Raw genomic sequence first — 17,157 nt, 5'->3', positions numbered from 1 at the left:
GAGCACGGCCAGGTGGGGGATGATGGTTTCCTGGATCGCGCGCAGGTCGCTGCGGCCGCTCAGCACGGTGGACAGGCCACGTTCATTGGACAGGTTGAGCATTTTGTGCATCCAGCCCTTGCGCATGTCGGCGTCGATCAGCAGCACCTTCTGGCCGAGCTGGGCGAAGTTGATCGCCAGGGCGAGCGCGGTGGTGGTCTTGCCTTCGCTCTTGCCGCAGCTCGTGACCATGAAGTGCTGGGGTCCGCCATCGGCCGTGCTGAACTGCAGCGCGGTGCGCGCGGAGCGGTAGGACTCGGCGAAGGTGCCGCGCGGCTCGCGGTGCGCGAGCAGGGCCACGGGTTCGTTGTGGTGTTTCTCGGGTTTGGTGAACGGGATGAGGCCGAGCAAGGGCAGCTGGTACTGGTTCTCGATTTCGCTGGCGCTCTTCACCGAGTCGTCGAACTGCTCGCGCAGCAGGGCGACCAGCATGCCCAGGAACATGCCGAGCAACACGCCCAGGCCGAGGTTCGCCTTCACGTTGGGCGAAGCAGGGAACAGCGGCACCGAAGCCTGGTCCACGATGCTCACGTTGTTGGCGGTGATGCCGGCCGTCACGCTCACTTCCTTCAGGCGTTGCAGCAGGCTGTCGTACACCTGCCGGTTGGTGTCGAGCTCGCGGGAGAGCAGGTTCATGTCGACGCTGCGGTCTTGCACCGTGAGCACTTCGCTGCGGCTGCTGGCGACCTTGCTCTGGATCTGGTCTTCGGTCTTCTTGGCGGCCAGGTACTGGGCCTGGATGCTGCTCAGGATGTTGTTCACCTCGGTCTTGATGCGCGCTTCCAGGTCGGCGATCTGCGCGCGCGCCTGCACCATGGCGGGGTAGTCGGGCTTGAACACGGCCTGGTTCTTCGCGTACTCGGCTTCCAGCTTGGCGCGCTGTTCCTTGTAGGCACGGATGGCTTCGTTGGTCACCGCCTGCGGCGCGCTCTCGGGGTTGAGCTTGACCTGGTTGTAGAGCGTCTCGGCGCGGATGCGGTCTTGCTGCGCCTTGCCCAGCGCGGCGGAGAAGTCCACGAAGGTCTGGGTGGCGGCGCTGCCTTTGTCGCCCAGGTTCAGGATCTCGTTCTTCTTCGCGTACTGGTTGATCACGCGCTCGCTCTCTTCCAGTTTGGCCTTGGTCTGGCGGATCTGCTCTTCCAGGAACTGGCGCGCGTAGAGGGACGATTCGAGTTTGCGCTCGATGTTGCTGGCCATGAAGGTCTTGGCCACGTTGTTGGCGATGTTCGCGGCGAGCTCGGGGTCGGGGTTGAGCACGCTGACCTGCACCAGGCGCGAGTTGCGAACGGGCTCCACGCTGAGCGACTTGGAAAACTGCGCCACGGTGCCGGTGCGGCTGAGCGTGGCGGGGTCGGACTGGGCGGGGCCGAACAGCGTGCGCAGGTTGCCCAGCAGGGCGCCGAAGAAACCCGAGATCTGTTTCACCGGGTCGGCGCTGCCCTGCTCTGCCGCCGCGTTCGTGTCGGTGGCCGGTGTGGGGGACGCTTCGGGCTTGTAGAGGCCCATGTCCTTGATCACGCGCTCGGCCAGGCTGCGGCTCTTGAGCAGTTCGATCTGCGTGCGCAGTTGCAGCTGATCGGCCAGCGGGCCTTCGTCCACCTCGACTTCGGTGTTGAAGCCCACCACCTTCTGCGCGTTGCGGTCGATCTGCAGCATCACGCTGCTGCGGTATTGCGGCGTGATGCGCAGGGTGTACACCAGCGCGCCGACGGTGCACAGCGCGGTGACGCCAACGAGAGTCCATTTGTATTTGGCGATGACGCGCCAGACGGCTTTGAGGTCGATGCGGTCTTCGCTGGGCATGACGGCTTCGTCGCGCACCAGCATCTGATTGGAGAGGGCGCCGTCGCGCTGCAGCGCCAGGCCGCCGCGCGGGCCGGGCGCTGCGGGCATGGGGTGTGATGGGTTGTAGGCCATGGTGTTGCTCCCTCGTTACTTGAAGGGGTTGAGCGTGTCCAGCACGTCGCGGAAGAGCGAATCGCGCAGGGCCGTGCGCTTGGCGTTGCGCTGCACGACGATCACGTCGTCGGATCGGATGGAAGGGTCGGGCACGGTGCCCGCGCGGACCTTGTCGAGGTCGTAGGTGGTCTGCTCGCGCACGCCGCCGGCGTTGTTGCGGTAGACCACGATCTGCTGCAGGTCGGCATACGGCGCGAAGCCGCCGGAGAGGGCCAGCGCGCGCAGCAGCGTGAGCTGCCCCGACATCGGATAGATGCCGGGCCGAATCACCGCGCCTTCGATGGCCACGCGCTGCGTGGTGAATTCCTTGATGAAGAGCGAGACCTGCGGGTCCTGCAGGTACTTCTCCTTGTATTTAGCGGCAATGCGGTCTTCCGCCGCCTGGGCGGTGAGCCCGGCCACCGGCACCTGGCCGATGAGGGGCAACGCGATCTCACCCGAGGCGTTCACGCGCACGTCGCGTTTCATGTCGGGCACGCCGAACACGTCGAACTCCATCAGGTCGTTGGCGGTGATCTTGTAGTCGGCGCTCGCGGTGTTCGGTGCGGTCAGCGGCGCTCCCATGCTCTCGGCACTCGACGCGCTGCGTGCCACGACGGGCTGTGCAACGGCGCCGGGCTGTGCGTCGGGGGTCTGCGCCTGCAGCGGCAGGGCCGTTGCCAGGGCCAGCAGGCCGATGCCGCAGGTGGCACCGATGCCGCCGATCGCGGCCCGCATCCCATCCTGGTGTGTCTTGGCGCGTGTGGGGTTCATCGTGTCACTCCTTGCTGTTGTGGTGCCGGTGGATCGTGGAGCACGCTGTCGCCCGGCACCAGGGCTTGCAGTTGTGCTTCGAAGCGGCGCAGGATCGCGTCCTGGCTCAGTTCGGCTTCGGCGTAACGCCGGCCGTGGGCGCCCAGCGTGGCGCGGCGCGCCGGGTCGGCGGCCAAGGCGCGCAAGGCCTCGGCCATGGCGGTGGGGTTCTCGGGCGGCACCACCACGCCGCAGGCCGCGTCGTGCTCGACCACGCGGCACAGCTCGGTGTCCGGCCGCGCGGTGGCCAGCACCGCGCGGCCGCTGGCCAGCATGCCGGTGAGCTTGGAAGGCATCACCAGGTCGGCCGCATCGGCGCGCTGCGGCAGCAGGTGCACGTCGGCCAGACCGAGCCAGTCGCTCAGGCGCTCCAGCGGTTGCAGGTCGAGGAAGCGCACGTTGGAGAGGCCCGCGCAGCGCGCCTGCAGATCGGCCTTGCCGGAACCGTTGCCGCCCAGCACGAGCTGGATGCGCGGGTCGTCCTGCACCAGGCGGGCCACGTCGGCGAGGATTTCGAGGCCTTGCTTGTTGCCCATGTTGCCGGCGTACAGCGCCACGACGGCGTCGGGCGCCAGCCCGAGTTCGGCGCGGTAGGGGCTGGGCGCGGCCAGCGGCGCGATGCCACCGATGTCGACCCAGTTGGGAAAGTGCACGACACGCTGGGCCTCCACGCCCTTGCCGCGCGCGCGCTCCACCATGCGGCCCGAGATGGTGGAGACGCGGTCGAAGCGGCGCATCAGCCAGCGCTCGGCGCGCTCCACCCAACGGCGCAGTGTGTTGCCCTGGATCAGGCCGAGGTCGAACGCGGCGTCCACCTCGTAGTCCTGGATGTGGAGCCAGCTTTTCGCGCCGCGCAGCGTTGCGAAGGCCACGGCGGCGGGCGCGCACATCAGGGGCGGCTCCACCACCCACACCACATCGGGCTTCCAGCGCCACTGGGCGATCAGCACCGGCAGGCTGCTGAGCGCAAAGCTGCCCAGGTGCAGCAGGCGCTTGAGGCCGCCCGGCTGGTGCGGCACCCACAGCGGCGTGCGGAACACGCGCACACCGTGCCAGGTCTCGCGCCGGTAGCGGCGGGCGCTGTGGCCCTCGCCCACCTGCCAGGCCGGGTAGTAGGGCGGTGCGGTGATGGCGCGCACCTCGTGGCCCGCTTCGGCCAGCCAGCGCGCCATCTCACCGGTGTACTTGCCGATGCCGGTGAGTTCGGGCGCGAAGTTGATGCCGTAGACGAGGATCTTCACGGCTTCCCCTTTGCATGGGCCTTTGAGTTGGCGTTGGCCCTGGCGGCAGGCTCGGCCGGGCCTCTGCCGGTTCTCTGCACGGTGGCCTCGCCCGCGAAGGCGCGCACACCCATGAACTTCATCTGGTAGTCGTTGACGTTCTTGCGGCTCTGCGCCGAGACGATCAGGTAGAAGTTCTGCCGGCGCGCGATCTCGGGCACGTAGGGTTGCGTCGCTTCGAGCACCTGCTGGCCATTGACCCACCAGCGCACGGTGAGCGTGGCGGGGTCGTAGGACACGCCGAACACATTGGGCCGCGTGCGGTCCAGCGCCACCTTCGAGGTCGGGTTGGGGTTCTGGATCTTCTTGTATTGGGGGTAGATGCCGGACCACGAGATGGCGGTGTGGTGGCCGCCGGGGCCGAAGCCGCCTTCGTCGATGTCGAGTTCGAACCAGCGTTCGAAGCTCTTGGGGTCGCCCTCGTACACGTCTTCCATGCGCAGGTTGTGTTCGATCGGCATGAGCCAGATGGCCGGGAAGTTGTCCGGGTGCATGGACGAAATCGAGGTCTGGGCTTCGATGTAGAACGGCCGGTTGCCGGCGAGCAAGGGGAAGCCGCCCGGCGTCGAGTCGGTCTTCACGGTGGTCAGCAAAGCGCCGCGCTTGATCACCACGCCGTCTTCGGCCGTGTCGTACATGCTGCGGTTCTTCACGCCGAGGGAATAGAAGCCGGCGTAGTACTTGCGCGCATCGGCGCGGCCGGTGAAGTCGACGTCTTCGACGCGCGGGCAATCGCGGAACAGCGGCTGCAGCGCACCCACTTGGCTGGCGCCTGGCGGTATCGAGGCGTCTTGGCAGATCAATGCGCCGTCGCTCTGCGCCGATGCTTGCGCCGACACGAACAGGCTGGCCAGCAGCCAGACGGGGAGGAAGGTGGTGGTGCGCATGAGGTTCCTTTCGCTCTTCAGAGGCGGGTGGCCAGGGGGGGCGGTTGGACGTTCGGGACCGGCGCCGCTTCCGGCTGCGCCACCAGCCGGTGGCCGGTCAACCGGCTCAGTTCGGTGCAGATGAGGTTTTTGTCGTCCAGGTGGGCCACGGCGCGCTCCAGTTCCATAACCTTGGCGCCGACCAGAAAGCGGTACCAGTAGCCCTGAAGGAAGTGGTAGACCAGGCCGCTCCTGCCGTCCAGAAAGCCGAGCTGGAAGATGTAGCGCCACAGGAAATACAGGGCGGCGCTGAGCGTGAACGGAATGCGGTTGTAGACGCGTTCCTTCACCCAGCGCTTGAACGCGGCCTGGGCCGATGCGCTGTGCGCGTTGAGCGCCTCGTCGCGCGCGAACAGGTGCAGGCGCTGGTTGAGCACCTCGATGGCTTCGCGCGTGGCGTACTTGTTGTGCTTGTCGGTGAAGTAGCCCAGGTCGTGCAGGTTGTGGTCGGCGAACCCCCCTTCGAAGGTGACGGTGCGCCCGCCCCAGACCACCATGTGTTCGTCCATCCAGCGGTCCTCGATGCGACCATGTCCATGGCGCCAGAGGCGCAGCATCACGAGCGGGTAACGCCCGCCGTGGCGCACCCAGCGGTCCATGAAGATGTGTTTGCGCTTGAAGTTGATGCCGACCACGTCGGCGGGCAGCCCGGGCAGCTCGGTGGCGATACGGTGGGCCAGATCGGGCTCGATGATTTCGTCGGCGTCCAGGCGCAGCACCCAGGGGCCGCGGATGTCGAGCGTGTCGAGCGCCCACTGGAACTGCCTGGCCTGGTTGATGAAGGCGTGTGTGTGGACCTCGGCCCCGAGTTGTCGGGCAATGTCGCGGGTGTCGTCGGTGGAGCCGGAGTCGACCACGCAGATCTGGTCGGCGAACGGCTGGATGGAGCGGATCGCGCGCTCGATGTGGATGGCTTCGTTGTAGGTCAGGATGATGGCGGTGATGCTCATGGCACTCTCCTCATGCGTGCAGCGTGGCGATCTCGGCGGCCGGTCTTCTCGGTGAGAAGGCCACGCGGGTCTGGGGTGCGATGGGTTCGCCAAAGGCGATCATCATGATCAGCCGCTCGCCCGCGGGGATGCCTCCCGCACGGCGGATCGCGGTTTCGGTCTTGTGGTCGATGGCGAGGTTGAGCGGGCACGCGCCCCAGCCCATGGAGCGGCAGGCGAACATCAGGCACATCGCGAACAGCGCGCCGTCGACATAGGCCTGGTTGCGTTGCCCTGGGCCACCCCAGGCGCAGATCTCGGAACTCACCACGAACAGGTTGCCCACCGATGGCGCAAAGCCACGCGAGCCGCCCTGCAGCGCCAGCAATTCCTGGATGCGCGCCGGGTCCTGATAGACGTGCACGCGGGACGATTGCCGGTTGCATTGGGAAGGCGCTTGCTGGGCGAGCGCGATCGCTTCGACGATTTGCTCGCCGGGGATAGGCGTGGGCCGCAGCGCGCGGATGCTCGATCGGCTGGCGATGAGTTGTTGCAGCGTGCCCGGGGGCTGGGTGTCGAACGTGTAGTCCCGCGTGCCACCCATCCAGGGCTTGGGCAGCTTGGCTTCCCAGGTTTTCAGGTAGGTCGCGATCTCGTCGAGCAAGGGGTCGGACGTGCCCGCCTGGGCGTGGAAGGCCACATAGGCCTCCAGCGCGCCCAGGGACATGTGGGCCGGCACCGGCGAGTGCGCGATGTCGTAGCGCGACAGCGCGTTCATGACGAAACGGATCTTGTCCCGGCCGAACAGCAGCTTCGGTGCGGGTAGGGACAGGCCCTTCTCGATCGTGTGCGCCTCGATGATGATCTTGTAAAACGCGCGCTTGGACTTGTCCACGAACGGCGAGTACGAGTTGAAGCGCAGGAACAGCAGGGCGTCGCGCAGCGCCTCGCTGAAGATGCCGACCACTTTGCTCAGTTTGCTAAACATGGCCGTTCCTCAGCTCGCGGTCCCGGATCTTTCGGCACGGATTCCCCACGCAAACGGACCAGGCCGGCAAGTCCTTGAGCACCATGGAGCGCGCGCCCACCACGGTGCCTTCGTGGATCACTACGTTCGGATGGACCATGCTCTCGGCCGCGATCCACACGTGGTCTTCGATCACGATGGGGCCGGTGACCAAGGGTCGCGACAGGGAACGCACGTCGTGCGAACCGGCACACAGGAACGAGCGCTGGCTGACGGCGACCTTGGAACCGATGGTGATGCGGTCCATGCTGTAGCAGTCCACGTTGTCGCCCAGCGCCGAATACTCGCCCATGACGAGGTTCCACGGCGCCCAGATGCGGCACGATGGCGCAATGCGGCAGCCCGCGCCGATGCGGGCCCCGAACGCGCGCAGCAACAGGCGCCGCCAGCCGTGCAGCGCCCAGCGCGGGGTAGGCCGGAAGGCCAATAGCCAGACCACCTCCCACACGAACCGCCGCAGCTTGGCCACGTTGCTGAACCGGTTGCGGTACTTCAGCGAACGGAAATCGCTGATGGGATCGCTCAGCGAATCGCGCATGGAGTCGGACATGAAATCGCTCATTTGATGACCGCCTGGAGTTGCGTGCGCAGAAACGCGCCGCCGGCCTCTCGCAGTTCGAGCAGTCGCTGGTCCACGGCAGCCCAGTCGATGGCCTGGGCCATCAGCGCCTGCGTGTGCGGTGCCGAGAAGGACGGTGCGAAACGGTGCTCCAGACCGACCGCGCGCAGCAGGTTGAGGGCGCGCGCGTTGGCGCTCGCTTTGTCGCCGGTCAGCCCGGCCACGATGAAGGGCTTTTTGAACAGCAGCGCGAACACGGTGCCGTGGAAGGAGTTGGTCACGACGAAGCTGGCGTCCTTCACCAGAGCCACCCATTCGCCGGGATCGGGATACACCGTCTGGCCGATCTCGAGCCAGCGCCGGTGCGGGTTGTGCGGCGAGAGGATCGGGCAGTCCAGTTGCGTCGACACGAGATCGGCGGTCTGGCGGATGTTGTCGGGCGAGCGCAGCCCATAGCAGAAGACGTAGGGCTCGCGATGCTCGGACGGCGCGCGGCTGGTCAGTTCGGCGTAGTCGCTGAGCAGCAGCGTCGGGTCGGGCACGTTGGCCGGCTTGTGCCCGATGGCCTTCTCGACCAGTGCGACACCCGAGGCCTCGCGCACCGAGATCGCGTCGAAGTGGTACAGCAATTGGGGCAGCTGCGCGGCATGCGACGGCGACACCTGGTCTCGGCCGAAGCTGGCGGCATACGAGATCTTTCGAGCCTTGAACGGCTGGGCGAAAGCCAGGAAGTAGTTCGCATCAAAACCGTGGTGCTGGGACGGGCTCCAGATCTGGTCGCTGCCCGCGACGATCAGGTCGAAGGCCTGCGCGGCGGCGAGCGAGGCGCCGTTGCTGGTGGTGGTGGCATCGCGCTGCACGCCCAGGAAATGCTCGCGAAAGCGCACGAACTTGTCCTTCTGGCCGCGATGGCCGAAGTGCTCATGGAGGAACGAAGACACCGCCAGGTACACGACCTTCAGGTTGGCCTTGAGCTTGGCCGGCGAGGTGGGCAGGCTGAGCTGGCCGCCGTGTTCGATGTGCGCGGGCCGGTAGTCGATGAAGCCGGCGCGGTGGCCTTGCTCGGTGAGCCAGCGGCGCAAGGCATAGGCCTGCAGCGCGGCACCGTAGTTGTCGCTGAAATGGAAGGTGAGAATGCCGACGTTCATGGAGGGGACATCCCTGCGTCCGTGGTGGGTGGGTGGGGCTGGCGGGCGACCTCACGGGGTGCCAGCAACCGCGTGACGTTGTGCTGGAAGCGCGCGGCCACCGCGGCGCCGTTCAGGCGGGCGGATTCCGTGGCCGCCAGCGCCGTGCGGTCGGTGCTGACGTATTGGAAGAAGCTCTGCAGGCAGGCGCGCAAGGCGTTGGCGCTGCCGGCCTCGAACACGTAGCCGTTGCGCCCGTCCTCGATCAGGTCGCTGGCGCCGCAGCGGTCGCTGCAGATCACGGGTGTGCCGACCATCAGCGCCTCGTTGACCACCGCGCCCCAGCCGTCGAAGCGGCTCGGCAGCACCAGCACGTCGGCATCGGCCATGGCCGCGACGGTCTCGGCATTGGGCATGCCGGGCGAGAAGCGCACCCGATCGGCGACGCCGAGCTGCTGGGCGAGCTGCCGCAGGTTCTGCTCTTCTTCGCCCTTGCCGATGATGCGCAGGCGGGCCGTGGGCTGGCCGAACTGGCTGAATGCCGTCAGCAGCAGATCGACGCGCTTGCGCGGGATCAACTGGCCGACGTAGAGGATCTGCGGGTGATCGCGTTGCGTGGGCTTGCGTGGTTCTGGCGCGGGGTCCACCACGTGCAGGAAGGGCGCGATGCGCCGCGAGGGGTAGCCGCAGGCCGAGAAGAAGCGCGCGCCGCCGTAGCGGCCGGAATGGCCGATGCAGAACACACCGCTCAGGTGCTGCCGGTAGCGCAGCGCGTCCCAGGTGTAGGCGAGCCAGCGCGGCAGCAGGCGCGCGCCCGGCTCGTAGCGGTTCTCCGTCATCAGGAAGCGGTGCACCGGCGCGCCCAGGCTGGCCTGGAAGGCGGCCAGCGGCAAGGCGAAACCGCGCAGGCCGAAGAACACCTGTACCGAACCAGGCAGCGTGGCCAGCTCGGCGGCCTCGGCGGCCGTGGGCGCGACGTGCACCTGCACCGGGCCGGTGTCGGGCACGGGGTAGCCGCGTTCGCGGTAGTACGCGGGCAGGGCCTCGCTCACGCACCAGTGCACGGTGTGGCCGGGCACCTCGGCCAGGGCGCGGATATACGGGGCCTGGTGGAACATCAGGTAGGAGTGCCAGAAGACGTAGGTCATGTCAGTGGTCCGGTTGGGCAGGCATCAGACCGGCACGGGTGGCAGCAGGCGCGAGACGCCGTTGACCATGCGGTTGGAGAGCCATTGCGTGAAGACGGAAAACACCACCAGCGGCAGCAGGGCCAGTGGCAGAAGAACGGCGTAGCCGTAGGGGTAGTTCTGCGCTTCCAGCCAGTGGATCCACGCGGTCTGCGTGAGATAGATCTCCAGCGTCAGCCCGGCCAGCAGCGCGATGGCGGGGAAGAAGGGCGTGGCGCGCAGGGGCCGGACCACCGCTTCGGCCGCCATCACCTGGTAGCTGAAGAAGATGATGGGGTAGAGCAGGACGTGGAAGACGAACTGCAGGTGGCCCATGTCGAGGCGGAACACGGTGAGCTTGGCGACCAGGAACGCCAGGAGCGACAGCATCAGGCCCGCGATGGCCGCCAGACTCACCCGGGGCGTGAGCCGCAGGCGCGCGACCAGGCAGCCCATGAGGGTGATGCCGAAGTAGTTGATCCACTTGAAGTAGTCGTCGCCTTCGACGACGAAGCGGCTCAGGTCGAGCTGGCTGTAGAAGAAGACGTAGGGGATCAGCAGCAAGCCCATGGCCATGGCGATGCCGCGGGGCTGCAGGCGGGCCAGATAGAAGATCGGCACGTAGAACGCCATCACCGCCGAGATGAACCAGAACGGTGTGGGCCAGACGAAGGTCTTCACCAGGTCGGTTGGGCTGGTGATGCCGATCATGCCGACGGCGAGCATCACGCAAGCCACCAGGATGGCCGCCGGGTACAGGCGCAGCACGCGTTTGCGCAGATACGCCAGCAGCGACGGCGCGGAGCCGCCCGACTCGCCGGCGTTCAGGCTCATGCTCAGCCCGAAGCCGGAGAGAAAGAAGAACAGCGCGTTGCCGATGGCACCGCCGGTGGCGATGCGCGGGTCCGGCACGAAGGCGTCCAGGTGCGACAAGGTGATCAGGCACGTGGCCATGAACAACATCAGCGTGGTGTCGGTTTGTTTGTGTGTCATTTCAAGATCCGATCCTGGTGGCCTGACGGGGTGGCGTCAGTGGGAAAAGGTCTCGCGACCGGACGACAACGGACCTGGGGTTCGTTGACGGAACGCGGGGCGCTGGGTCTGTGCGGTCCGGTGGACGGCGATGGGGCGCAGGTTGAGCTGCAGCACCAGCACGAAGATCCAGAGCGAATACGGATTGCCCACACCGATCAGGTAGCGGTTGAAGATGGACTGTGCGAGGATGAAGACCACCATCAGCCCGGCCAGGAACAACTGGTAGTGCGGATGGCCCGGGCGCAGGCCGTGCTTGAGTGCGCGGCAGGCGGTTGCCGCGAAGGCCAGCACGATCAGCGAGCCGAACACCAGCCCGTGCTCCAGGGCGGTGTTGATGTAGGAACTCTCCACCGGGAAGCCGATGAGTTCGGGCAGCGCCGAACGGATGCCGGTGCCGGTGAGCATCCGAACGCCGTCGGCGAAGATGAGTTCGATGCCCGCGCGCCAGATGTCGGTGCGCCCGGTTGCGCCGGAATCCACGCCGCGCGTGGGCGACTCCAGGTCGAGGATGAGCGTCAGGTACTCCTTGATGTTCGCCCACTTGAAGAGCACAAACGCCAGCGCGGCGATCACCGCCAGCACCAGGCTGATGCGCGAGCGGGCCGAGCCGCGCAAGGCGATCAGGATGAAGCCGGTGCCGCCAGAGACGGCCAGCGCCAGCATGCCCGCGCGCGCCGAAGCGGCCAGCAGCACGCACAGGCACAGCCCCACCATGGCCAGCGCAAAGGCCTTCTGGTGGTTGCGGGGCGCGGCCAGGAAGCGCTGGAAGAACAGCAGTGCGCCACCGCCGTACACGAGACCGCTCAGGTTGGGGTGCATGCCCAGGGGCTGGTAGCGCACCAGCCCGAGGCCATACTCCACGCTGCCCGTGAGCGAGGCGAGCAGGTCCTGGTGTTCGAGCAGGGCCACCGAGGCCACGAGCGCCACATAGGCCCAACGGAACACGACGATGAGCTCGCTCGCCGTGCGGTGCCGCACCAGGAGTGACATGCCCACCAGCACCAGCAGCAGCATGGCGCCGTACATGGTGGAAAGCACATTGCCGGTGAACCAGGCCACCAGCATGGCGAACAGGAAGGCGGTGCCGAAGATCCACTCGACGAGGCTGGGGCGGATGCGCAGGGTGTCGCCGGAGAGCAGGGAGAAGAAGGCGGCCATCAGCAACAGGCTGATGGCGCCCATCTGAGCGGCCTGCAGCGCCGGGCCTTCGTAGTACCAGCCCGTCAGGTAGATCGACGCGCCGAGCAGCCAGCGCGACAGCTGCGTGTTCAGTGTGCGCATGGGACACCCGCAGGAGCGAAGGCCGTGTGGAGGTTCTGCATCGCGGGCCGCCAGTCGGGCGAGGCCGTGATGTGCTGCAGCTGCTCGACCGTGGTGACCAGACGGCGCGGCTCGTTGGTCGACAGGAGCAGGCGGCTGTTGAACCGGGCCAGCGCATAGGCCAGCGCCAGCGAGCCACTCGCGGTGGCCGGCGCTGTGCCGCGTGGCAGCAGGCTGGCCAGCTGGTCGGTGAGGCGGCGGTCGCGCGCCATCGCCTGCTGGACGGCGGGCGCCGTGAAGCGCAAGGCGCCGTGCAAGACATCGGACGGGTCGACCGTGGTCCACATGGCGTCCGGTGGCGGACAGCGGTACTGCAACACCGAGCCGAAACGCACGAGCTGGTACAGGGGTTCGCCGGTGGAACTGCCATAGGCGCCGAGTTGGCCCTTGGCGACGTAGCGCTCGAACAGCGCCTGCAGGGGCGCGAGCTGGTCCTGGCTGCGGGCTTCGTGCAGCAGCAGGAGGTCCACGCGATCGCGTTGCAGTTGCTGCAGGCTGCTCTCGAACGACTGGGCGACGAATTCGGCGTCGAAGTTGCCGGGCGGCGCGCGCCGCGCCATGCCCTTGAGCACCGCCTGGCGCAAGCCGGGCACCCAGCTCGCCAACGGTTTGACCACGGCCCTTGCTTTCTGCAGCAGGCCGGGCGAAGCGGGGCGTGCGATGCCGACCTTGGTGGCGACCAGCACATTCTCCTGCCGGCCTTTGAGCGCATCGCCCAGCACGGATTCGGACGAGCCGAGGCCATACGGCGGCGCTGTGTCGAAGTAACGGAGCCCCAAGTCCAGCGCGGCGTGGATGAGGCGCAGCGAGGTGGCCTTGTCACCACCACCCTTGAGGCGGCCGCAGCCAAAACCGAGACGCTGCGTGAGCAGATCGGGGGTGGGCATGTCCATGGTGAAGGTGTTCATGTCGTGGCCTCCTGGCGCAAGCGCTCGGCCAGCCGGGCGGTGAGCGCCATCGCGGTGAACGTCGGGTTGGCGTAGCTCGACGTGCGAAACACCGCGGCGCCGGCCACGTACAGGTTGCGGGTGCCGAACACGCGCAGGTCGCGGTCGACCACGCCGTCGCCCGCGTGGTGGCCCATGCGCGCGCCGCCGCACTGGTGGTAGGTGTCGGTGGCCTGCTCCAGCGCCTGAGCGTCTTCGCCGTCGAGCAGCGCGTCGATCTCCACGCGCGCGAGGCCGGCGGCTTGCAGGCTGTCGCCGACGCGGCGCACGAAGGCCGCCATCGCGTGCAGCTCGGGCTTCCCGCCAATGCGCCAGTCGAGCACGGCCAACGGCATGCCGAAGCGGTCTGTGCGGTGCGGGTCGAGGGTGATGCGGCTGTCGTCGCGCGGCACCTGCTCGGTGTGCATGACCAGCCAGACGCCGCGGTCGGCCGGGTTGTAGATGCGGTGGTGCCGCAGGTACTGGACGATCATTGGCAGCCAGGCGCTGCCCATGCCGCGGACGTGGCGCAGCATGTCGCCCAGACCCTGCCGTGGCAGCCCGCCGCGCAGCAGCGACTTGGCCATCACCTTCAGGTGCTGCAGGTGTTCGGTGATGCTGGACTCGAATGCGAAGTAGCCGGTGACGTTGAGCGCCGGGTGGGCCAGCGTGGCGCTGCCGCCGCTGTCCATGTTCAACCGCAGTTTGGGTTGGTACTTGTGGCCCGCCAGCACGATGTTCTGGAAGGTGCGCAGGAAGCGGGGCTTGTCCAGCAGGTGCACGCGGCCACCGCGCATTTCGAGGTGGTCCTGGAAGCCCGCGCCCACCCACGGGTTGCCCGCCCAGGGGGCTTGGGGTTGTTCGGCCGCGCTGGCGAGCAGCAGGCGCGCGATTTCGATCGTCCCGTTGGCGAGCACGAAGCGCTCGCCGCGCAGGGCGACCGGCGTGCCGTCGGGCCGTGCCACGCGCACCGCGGTGACGTGTTCGCCATCGGCCGACAGGTCCAGGCCCGTCACGTGCGCATGCAGCAACACGGTGAGGTTCGCTGCGTTCTGCAGGCGTTCGTTGAAGTACCGCGCCATGGCCGGCTCCTTGAGCCAGCGCGTGAGGAACAGGGTGAACCCGGGAATGTCGGGGTACGTGTCGCCGAAGAGTTTGCGCGCCTGGGGCGTGTGCTCGTCGAGCGCATCGGCCAGGCGCAGTTCCTGCGCCACGGCCTCGTACCAGGGCAGCAGCTCCTCAAAGGTGATGGGCCAGGGCGCGTCCGACACGCCCGCGCGGGCTTCGAAGTCGGAGGGCACGAACAGCGTGAGCTGGCCCCCCCAGAGGTTGGACGTGCCGCCCAGGGCGCGCCCCCGGGCAATGGAAATGCCGGTGTGGGCACGGCCGATGACGGTGGCGTCGTTGAGTTCCTGTGCCGGCGTTTCGAAACTGCCGCCGCCGCTTTCCAGCACCAGCACGCGCTGGCCCTGGCGCTCCAGCAGCACGGCCAGCAACAGGGCCACGGTGCCACCACCGACGATGACGACGTCGTGCACCGTGTCCGGTGGCGCGGTGTGGTTCAGGTCGATGATCATGCGACGGCCCTCGTGCTGTGCAGACGGCGCACGGCGCGCGTGGCGGTGAGCCAGACCAATGCCTCGCCCAGCAACATGGCACCGACCACGCCCGCCATGCCGGCAATGCGCCAGGCCAGCCAGGCTACGCCGAGCGCGACCACGGCGGCCACCAGGCTCTGCCAGGCCAGACCGGCGTGGCGGTTGATGGACATGAGCACGACGCGTGGGACCTGGGTGGCCGAACACACGGCGGCATACAGAAGGAACAGCGCCATGCTGGTGGCGGTGAAGGGAATGTGGCCGTGGGTCCAGACGTCCAGCAGGTAGGGCGCCACCAGGTACACCAGCAGCGCGCCCGCGGTGGCGATGAGCAGGCCCAGGCGGTTGGCCCTGCGGTACAGCTTCCAGAAGGCGCTGTCGTCCTGCTGTCCCTTGAGCGCGGTGAGCTCCGGCCAGAGCGGATTGCTCAGGGCGTTGGTGATCTGCACCACGATGCGCGCGACGGTGCGGTAGGTGTTGAACACGGCGGTGGCGGCGGGCCCCAGCGTGGCCGCTACCAGCAAGGTGAAGCCTTGCAGGCTCAGCGCGTTGGTCAGCGAGAGCGAGAGGAACAGCATGCCGGGTTTGGCCGCGTGCTGGACGTCGGCCATGCTCGCGCTCCTCACGCCCCAGCGCAAGAAGTCGGTGCGCCGCTGGCTCAGCCAGATGCTCAGCAGCGTGTAGCCCAGGCGCGCCAGCAGCGCCGAGGTGGCGACACCGATGAAGGTTTTCGTGAGCACCAGACCCGTCAGGCCGCCGGCCCATTCGACCAGGCGGCCGGTGGTGACCAGGTAGGTGCCGGCTGCGTAGCCGCCGGTGGCCTTGTAAACCACTTCGGCCAGGCTGCAGAACAGCCCGAGCACCACGCTGATGGACAGCAGCATGAGCACCGCTTTCCAGTGCGGGGCTTGCAGCGCGGTGGTGGGCAGCAGCCACAAGGTGACGCCGACCACGCACAGCACCAGCAGCGAGACGCACGACAGAAATGCCACGGCGCTCTGGAACACCTCGGCGGCACGTTGCTTCTGGCCCTGCGCGATCAGGCCGATCATCTGGTTGCTCGATGCGGTGGAGATGCCGGCGTCGGCCAGCGACAGGTAGAACGGCAGCGCCGTCAGCGCGAGCCAATAACCGTACGTGACCATGTCCCAGTGGTACAGGAACAGCGGCAGCGACACCAGTTGCGTGCCGATGCTGACCGCCTGCGCATAGCCGTAGGCGCCCGCGCCCGAAGCGATGCGCCGGGCGACGGACGAGCGACCGGGGGCGGGCGTGGGCAAGGGGTGTGAGACGGACATGGCAGTCAGGGCGGTATTCAGTGTTCGCTGGTCACCGCGATGTCGTAACCGTGGTGCTTGAGCAGGGCGTGGCGCTGCGCGTCGGCCAGGTCGGAGACCACCATCTCGCTCACCATATCCTGCAGCGCGATCTGCGGCACCCAGCCCAGCCTGGCCTTGGCTTTGGCGGGGTCGCCCAGCAGGGTTTCCACTTCGGTGGGGCGGAAGTAGCGCGGGTCCACCTTCACGACCACCTGGCCCGGCTTGAGCGCGGGGGCCTTGTCGCCCTCGACGGCTTGAACGATGGCGCGTTCGTTCACGCCCTCGCCTTCAAAGCGCAGCGTGATGCCCAGCTCCTTAGCGCTCATCTCGATGAACTGGCGCACGCTGTACTGCACGCCGGTGGCGATGACGAAGTCTTCGGGTTGCGCCTGCTGCAGCATCATCCATTGCATGCGCACATAGTCCTTGGCGTGGCCCCAGTCGCGCAGCGAATCCAGGTTGCCCATGTAGAGGCAGTTCTCCAGCCCCTGCGCGATGTTGGACAGGCCGCGCGTGATCTTGCGGGTGACGAAGGTTTCGCCACGGCGCGGCGATTCGTGGTTGAACAGGATGCCGTTGCAGGCGTACATGCCGTAGGCCTCGCGGTAGTTCACCACGATCCAGTACGCATAGAGCTTGGCCACGGCGTAGGGGCTGCGCGGGTAGAACGGTGTGCTTTCCTTCTGCGGAATCTCCTGCACCAGGCCATACAGCTCGGAGGTGCTGGCCTGGTAGAAGCGGGTCTTCTTCTCCAGCCCGAGGATGCGGATGGCTTCGAGCAGGCGCAGCGTGCCCATGCCGTCCACATCGGCGGTGTACTCGGGGCTCTCGAAGCTCACCGCCACATGGCTTTGCGCACCGAGGTTGTAGATCTCGTCGGGCTGCGTTTCCTGCACGATGCGGATCAGGTTGCTGGTGTCGCTCAGGTCACCGTAGTGCAGGTGGAAGCGCGCGTTGTCGATGTGCGGGTCCTGGTAGATGTGGTCCACGCGCTGGGTGTTGAACTGGCTGCTGCGGCGCTTGATGCCGTGCACGATGTAGCCCTTGTCGAGCAGCAATTCGGCGAGGTAGGAACCGTCCTGCCCGGTGATGCCGGTGATGAGGGCGACCTTGGGTCGGGCGTTGGGGGTGGGCGGATTGGTGGTCATAGTGCGG

General features: G+C 67.4%; 15 protein-coding genes. All 15 read right to left on the bottom strand.

Annotated elements, in window-relative coordinates:
• Positions 1 to 1,956: GumC family protein (locus FFS09_RS29180; protein WP_137922412.1), on the bottom strand; the 1,956-nt coding region annotated here is incomplete at its 3' end.
• Between the two features lie 15 nt (positions 1,957 to 1,971).
• Positions 1,972 to 2,751 (bottom strand): polysaccharide biosynthesis/export family protein, encoded by a 780-nt coding sequence (locus FFS09_RS29175; protein ID WP_137922411.1) that lies wholly within the window; start codon positions 2,749 to 2,751, stop codon positions 1,972 to 1,974.
• Entirely contained in the window at positions 2,748 to 4,031 is a 1,284-nt protein-coding gene (locus tag FFS09_RS29170; protein WP_137922410.1) for a glycosyltransferase WbuB, read from the bottom strand. Before FFS09_RS29170 ends, FFS09_RS29175 begins: the two co-directional genes overlap by 4 nt.
• Positions 4,028 to 4,957 carry a LamG domain-containing protein gene (locus FFS09_RS29165; RefSeq protein ID WP_137922409.1) on the bottom strand — a complete coding sequence of 310 codons (930 nt, stop codon included), beginning with the start codon at positions 4,955 to 4,957 and terminating at the stop codon, positions 4,028 to 4,030. The genes FFS09_RS29170 and FFS09_RS29165 overlap by 4 nt, the downstream gene beginning before the upstream one ends.
• Positions 4,958 to 4,974: 17 nt before the next feature.
• Positions 4,975 to 5,946, bottom strand: coding sequence for a glycosyltransferase family 2 protein (locus FFS09_RS29160; protein ID WP_137922408.1), 972 nt, complete (start codon positions 5,944 to 5,946; stop codon positions 4,975 to 4,977).
• Between the two features lie 10 nt (positions 5,947 to 5,956).
• Positions 5,957 to 6,913, bottom strand: a complete 957-nt coding sequence (locus FFS09_RS29155) for a nitroreductase family protein (RefSeq protein ID WP_137922407.1) — start codon at positions 6,911 to 6,913, stop codon at positions 5,957 to 5,959.
• Positions 6,906 to 7,502: an LbetaH domain-containing protein gene (locus tag FFS09_RS29150; RefSeq protein ID WP_252374562.1), complete on the bottom strand. Its 597-nt coding sequence runs from the start codon at positions 7,500 to 7,502 to the stop codon at positions 6,906 to 6,908. The genes FFS09_RS29155 and FFS09_RS29150 overlap by 8 nt, the downstream gene beginning before the upstream one ends.
• Positions 7,503 to 7,510: 8 nt before the next feature.
• Positions 7,511 to 8,659, bottom strand: a complete 1,149-nt coding sequence (locus FFS09_RS29145; RefSeq protein ID WP_137922406.1) for a polysaccharide pyruvyl transferase family protein — start codon at positions 8,657 to 8,659, stop codon at positions 7,511 to 7,513.
• A complete protein-coding gene (locus FFS09_RS29140; protein WP_137922405.1) occupies positions 8,656 to 9,786 on the bottom strand; it encodes a glycosyltransferase in 1,131 nt (376 codons plus the stop codon). The genes FFS09_RS29145 and FFS09_RS29140 overlap by 4 nt, the downstream gene beginning before the upstream one ends.
• Before the next feature lie 24 nt (positions 9,787 to 9,810).
• Positions 9,811 to 10,797 carry an acyltransferase family protein gene (locus FFS09_RS29135; protein ID WP_137922404.1) on the bottom strand — a complete coding sequence of 329 codons (987 nt, stop codon included), beginning with the start codon at positions 10,795 to 10,797 and terminating at the stop codon, positions 9,811 to 9,813.
• A 36-nt stretch (positions 10,798 to 10,833) separates the two neighbouring features.
• A complete protein-coding gene (locus FFS09_RS29130) occupies positions 10,834 to 12,120 on the bottom strand; it encodes an O-antigen ligase family protein (RefSeq protein ID WP_137922403.1) in 1,287 nt (428 codons plus the stop codon).
• Positions 12,108 to 13,067, bottom strand: a complete 960-nt coding sequence (locus FFS09_RS29125) for an aldo/keto reductase (RefSeq protein ID WP_137922402.1) — start codon at positions 13,065 to 13,067, stop codon at positions 12,108 to 12,110. The genes FFS09_RS29130 and FFS09_RS29125 overlap by 13 nt, the downstream gene beginning before the upstream one ends.
• A complete protein-coding gene (locus tag FFS09_RS29120; protein ID WP_171020262.1) occupies positions 13,064 to 14,662 on the bottom strand; it encodes a GMC oxidoreductase in 1,599 nt (532 codons plus the stop codon). The genes FFS09_RS29125 and FFS09_RS29120 overlap by 4 nt, the downstream gene beginning before the upstream one ends.
• Positions 14,659 to 15,981 carry a lipopolysaccharide biosynthesis protein gene (locus tag FFS09_RS30810; protein ID WP_171020261.1) on the bottom strand — a complete coding sequence of 441 codons (1,323 nt, stop codon included), beginning with the start codon at positions 15,979 to 15,981 and terminating at the stop codon, positions 14,659 to 14,661. The genes FFS09_RS29120 and FFS09_RS30810 overlap by 4 nt, the downstream gene beginning before the upstream one ends.
• Before the next feature lie 17 nt (positions 15,982 to 15,998).
• Complete coding sequence (gmd, locus tag FFS09_RS29115) at positions 15,999 to 17,150, bottom strand: GDP-mannose 4,6-dehydratase (protein ID WP_137922400.1); 1,152 nt, start codon at positions 17,148 to 17,150, stop codon at positions 15,999 to 16,001.
• Positions 17,151 to 17,157 lie beyond the last annotated feature (7 nt).

Source organism: Hydrogenophaga sp. 2FB (assembly GCF_005503365.1).
Taxonomy (GTDB): Bacteria; Pseudomonadota; Gammaproteobacteria; order Burkholderiales; family Burkholderiaceae_C; genus Hydrogenophaga.
The sequence above is the reverse complement of the archived record's forward strand: the minus strand, read 5'-3'. Positions and strand labels throughout refer to the sequence as shown.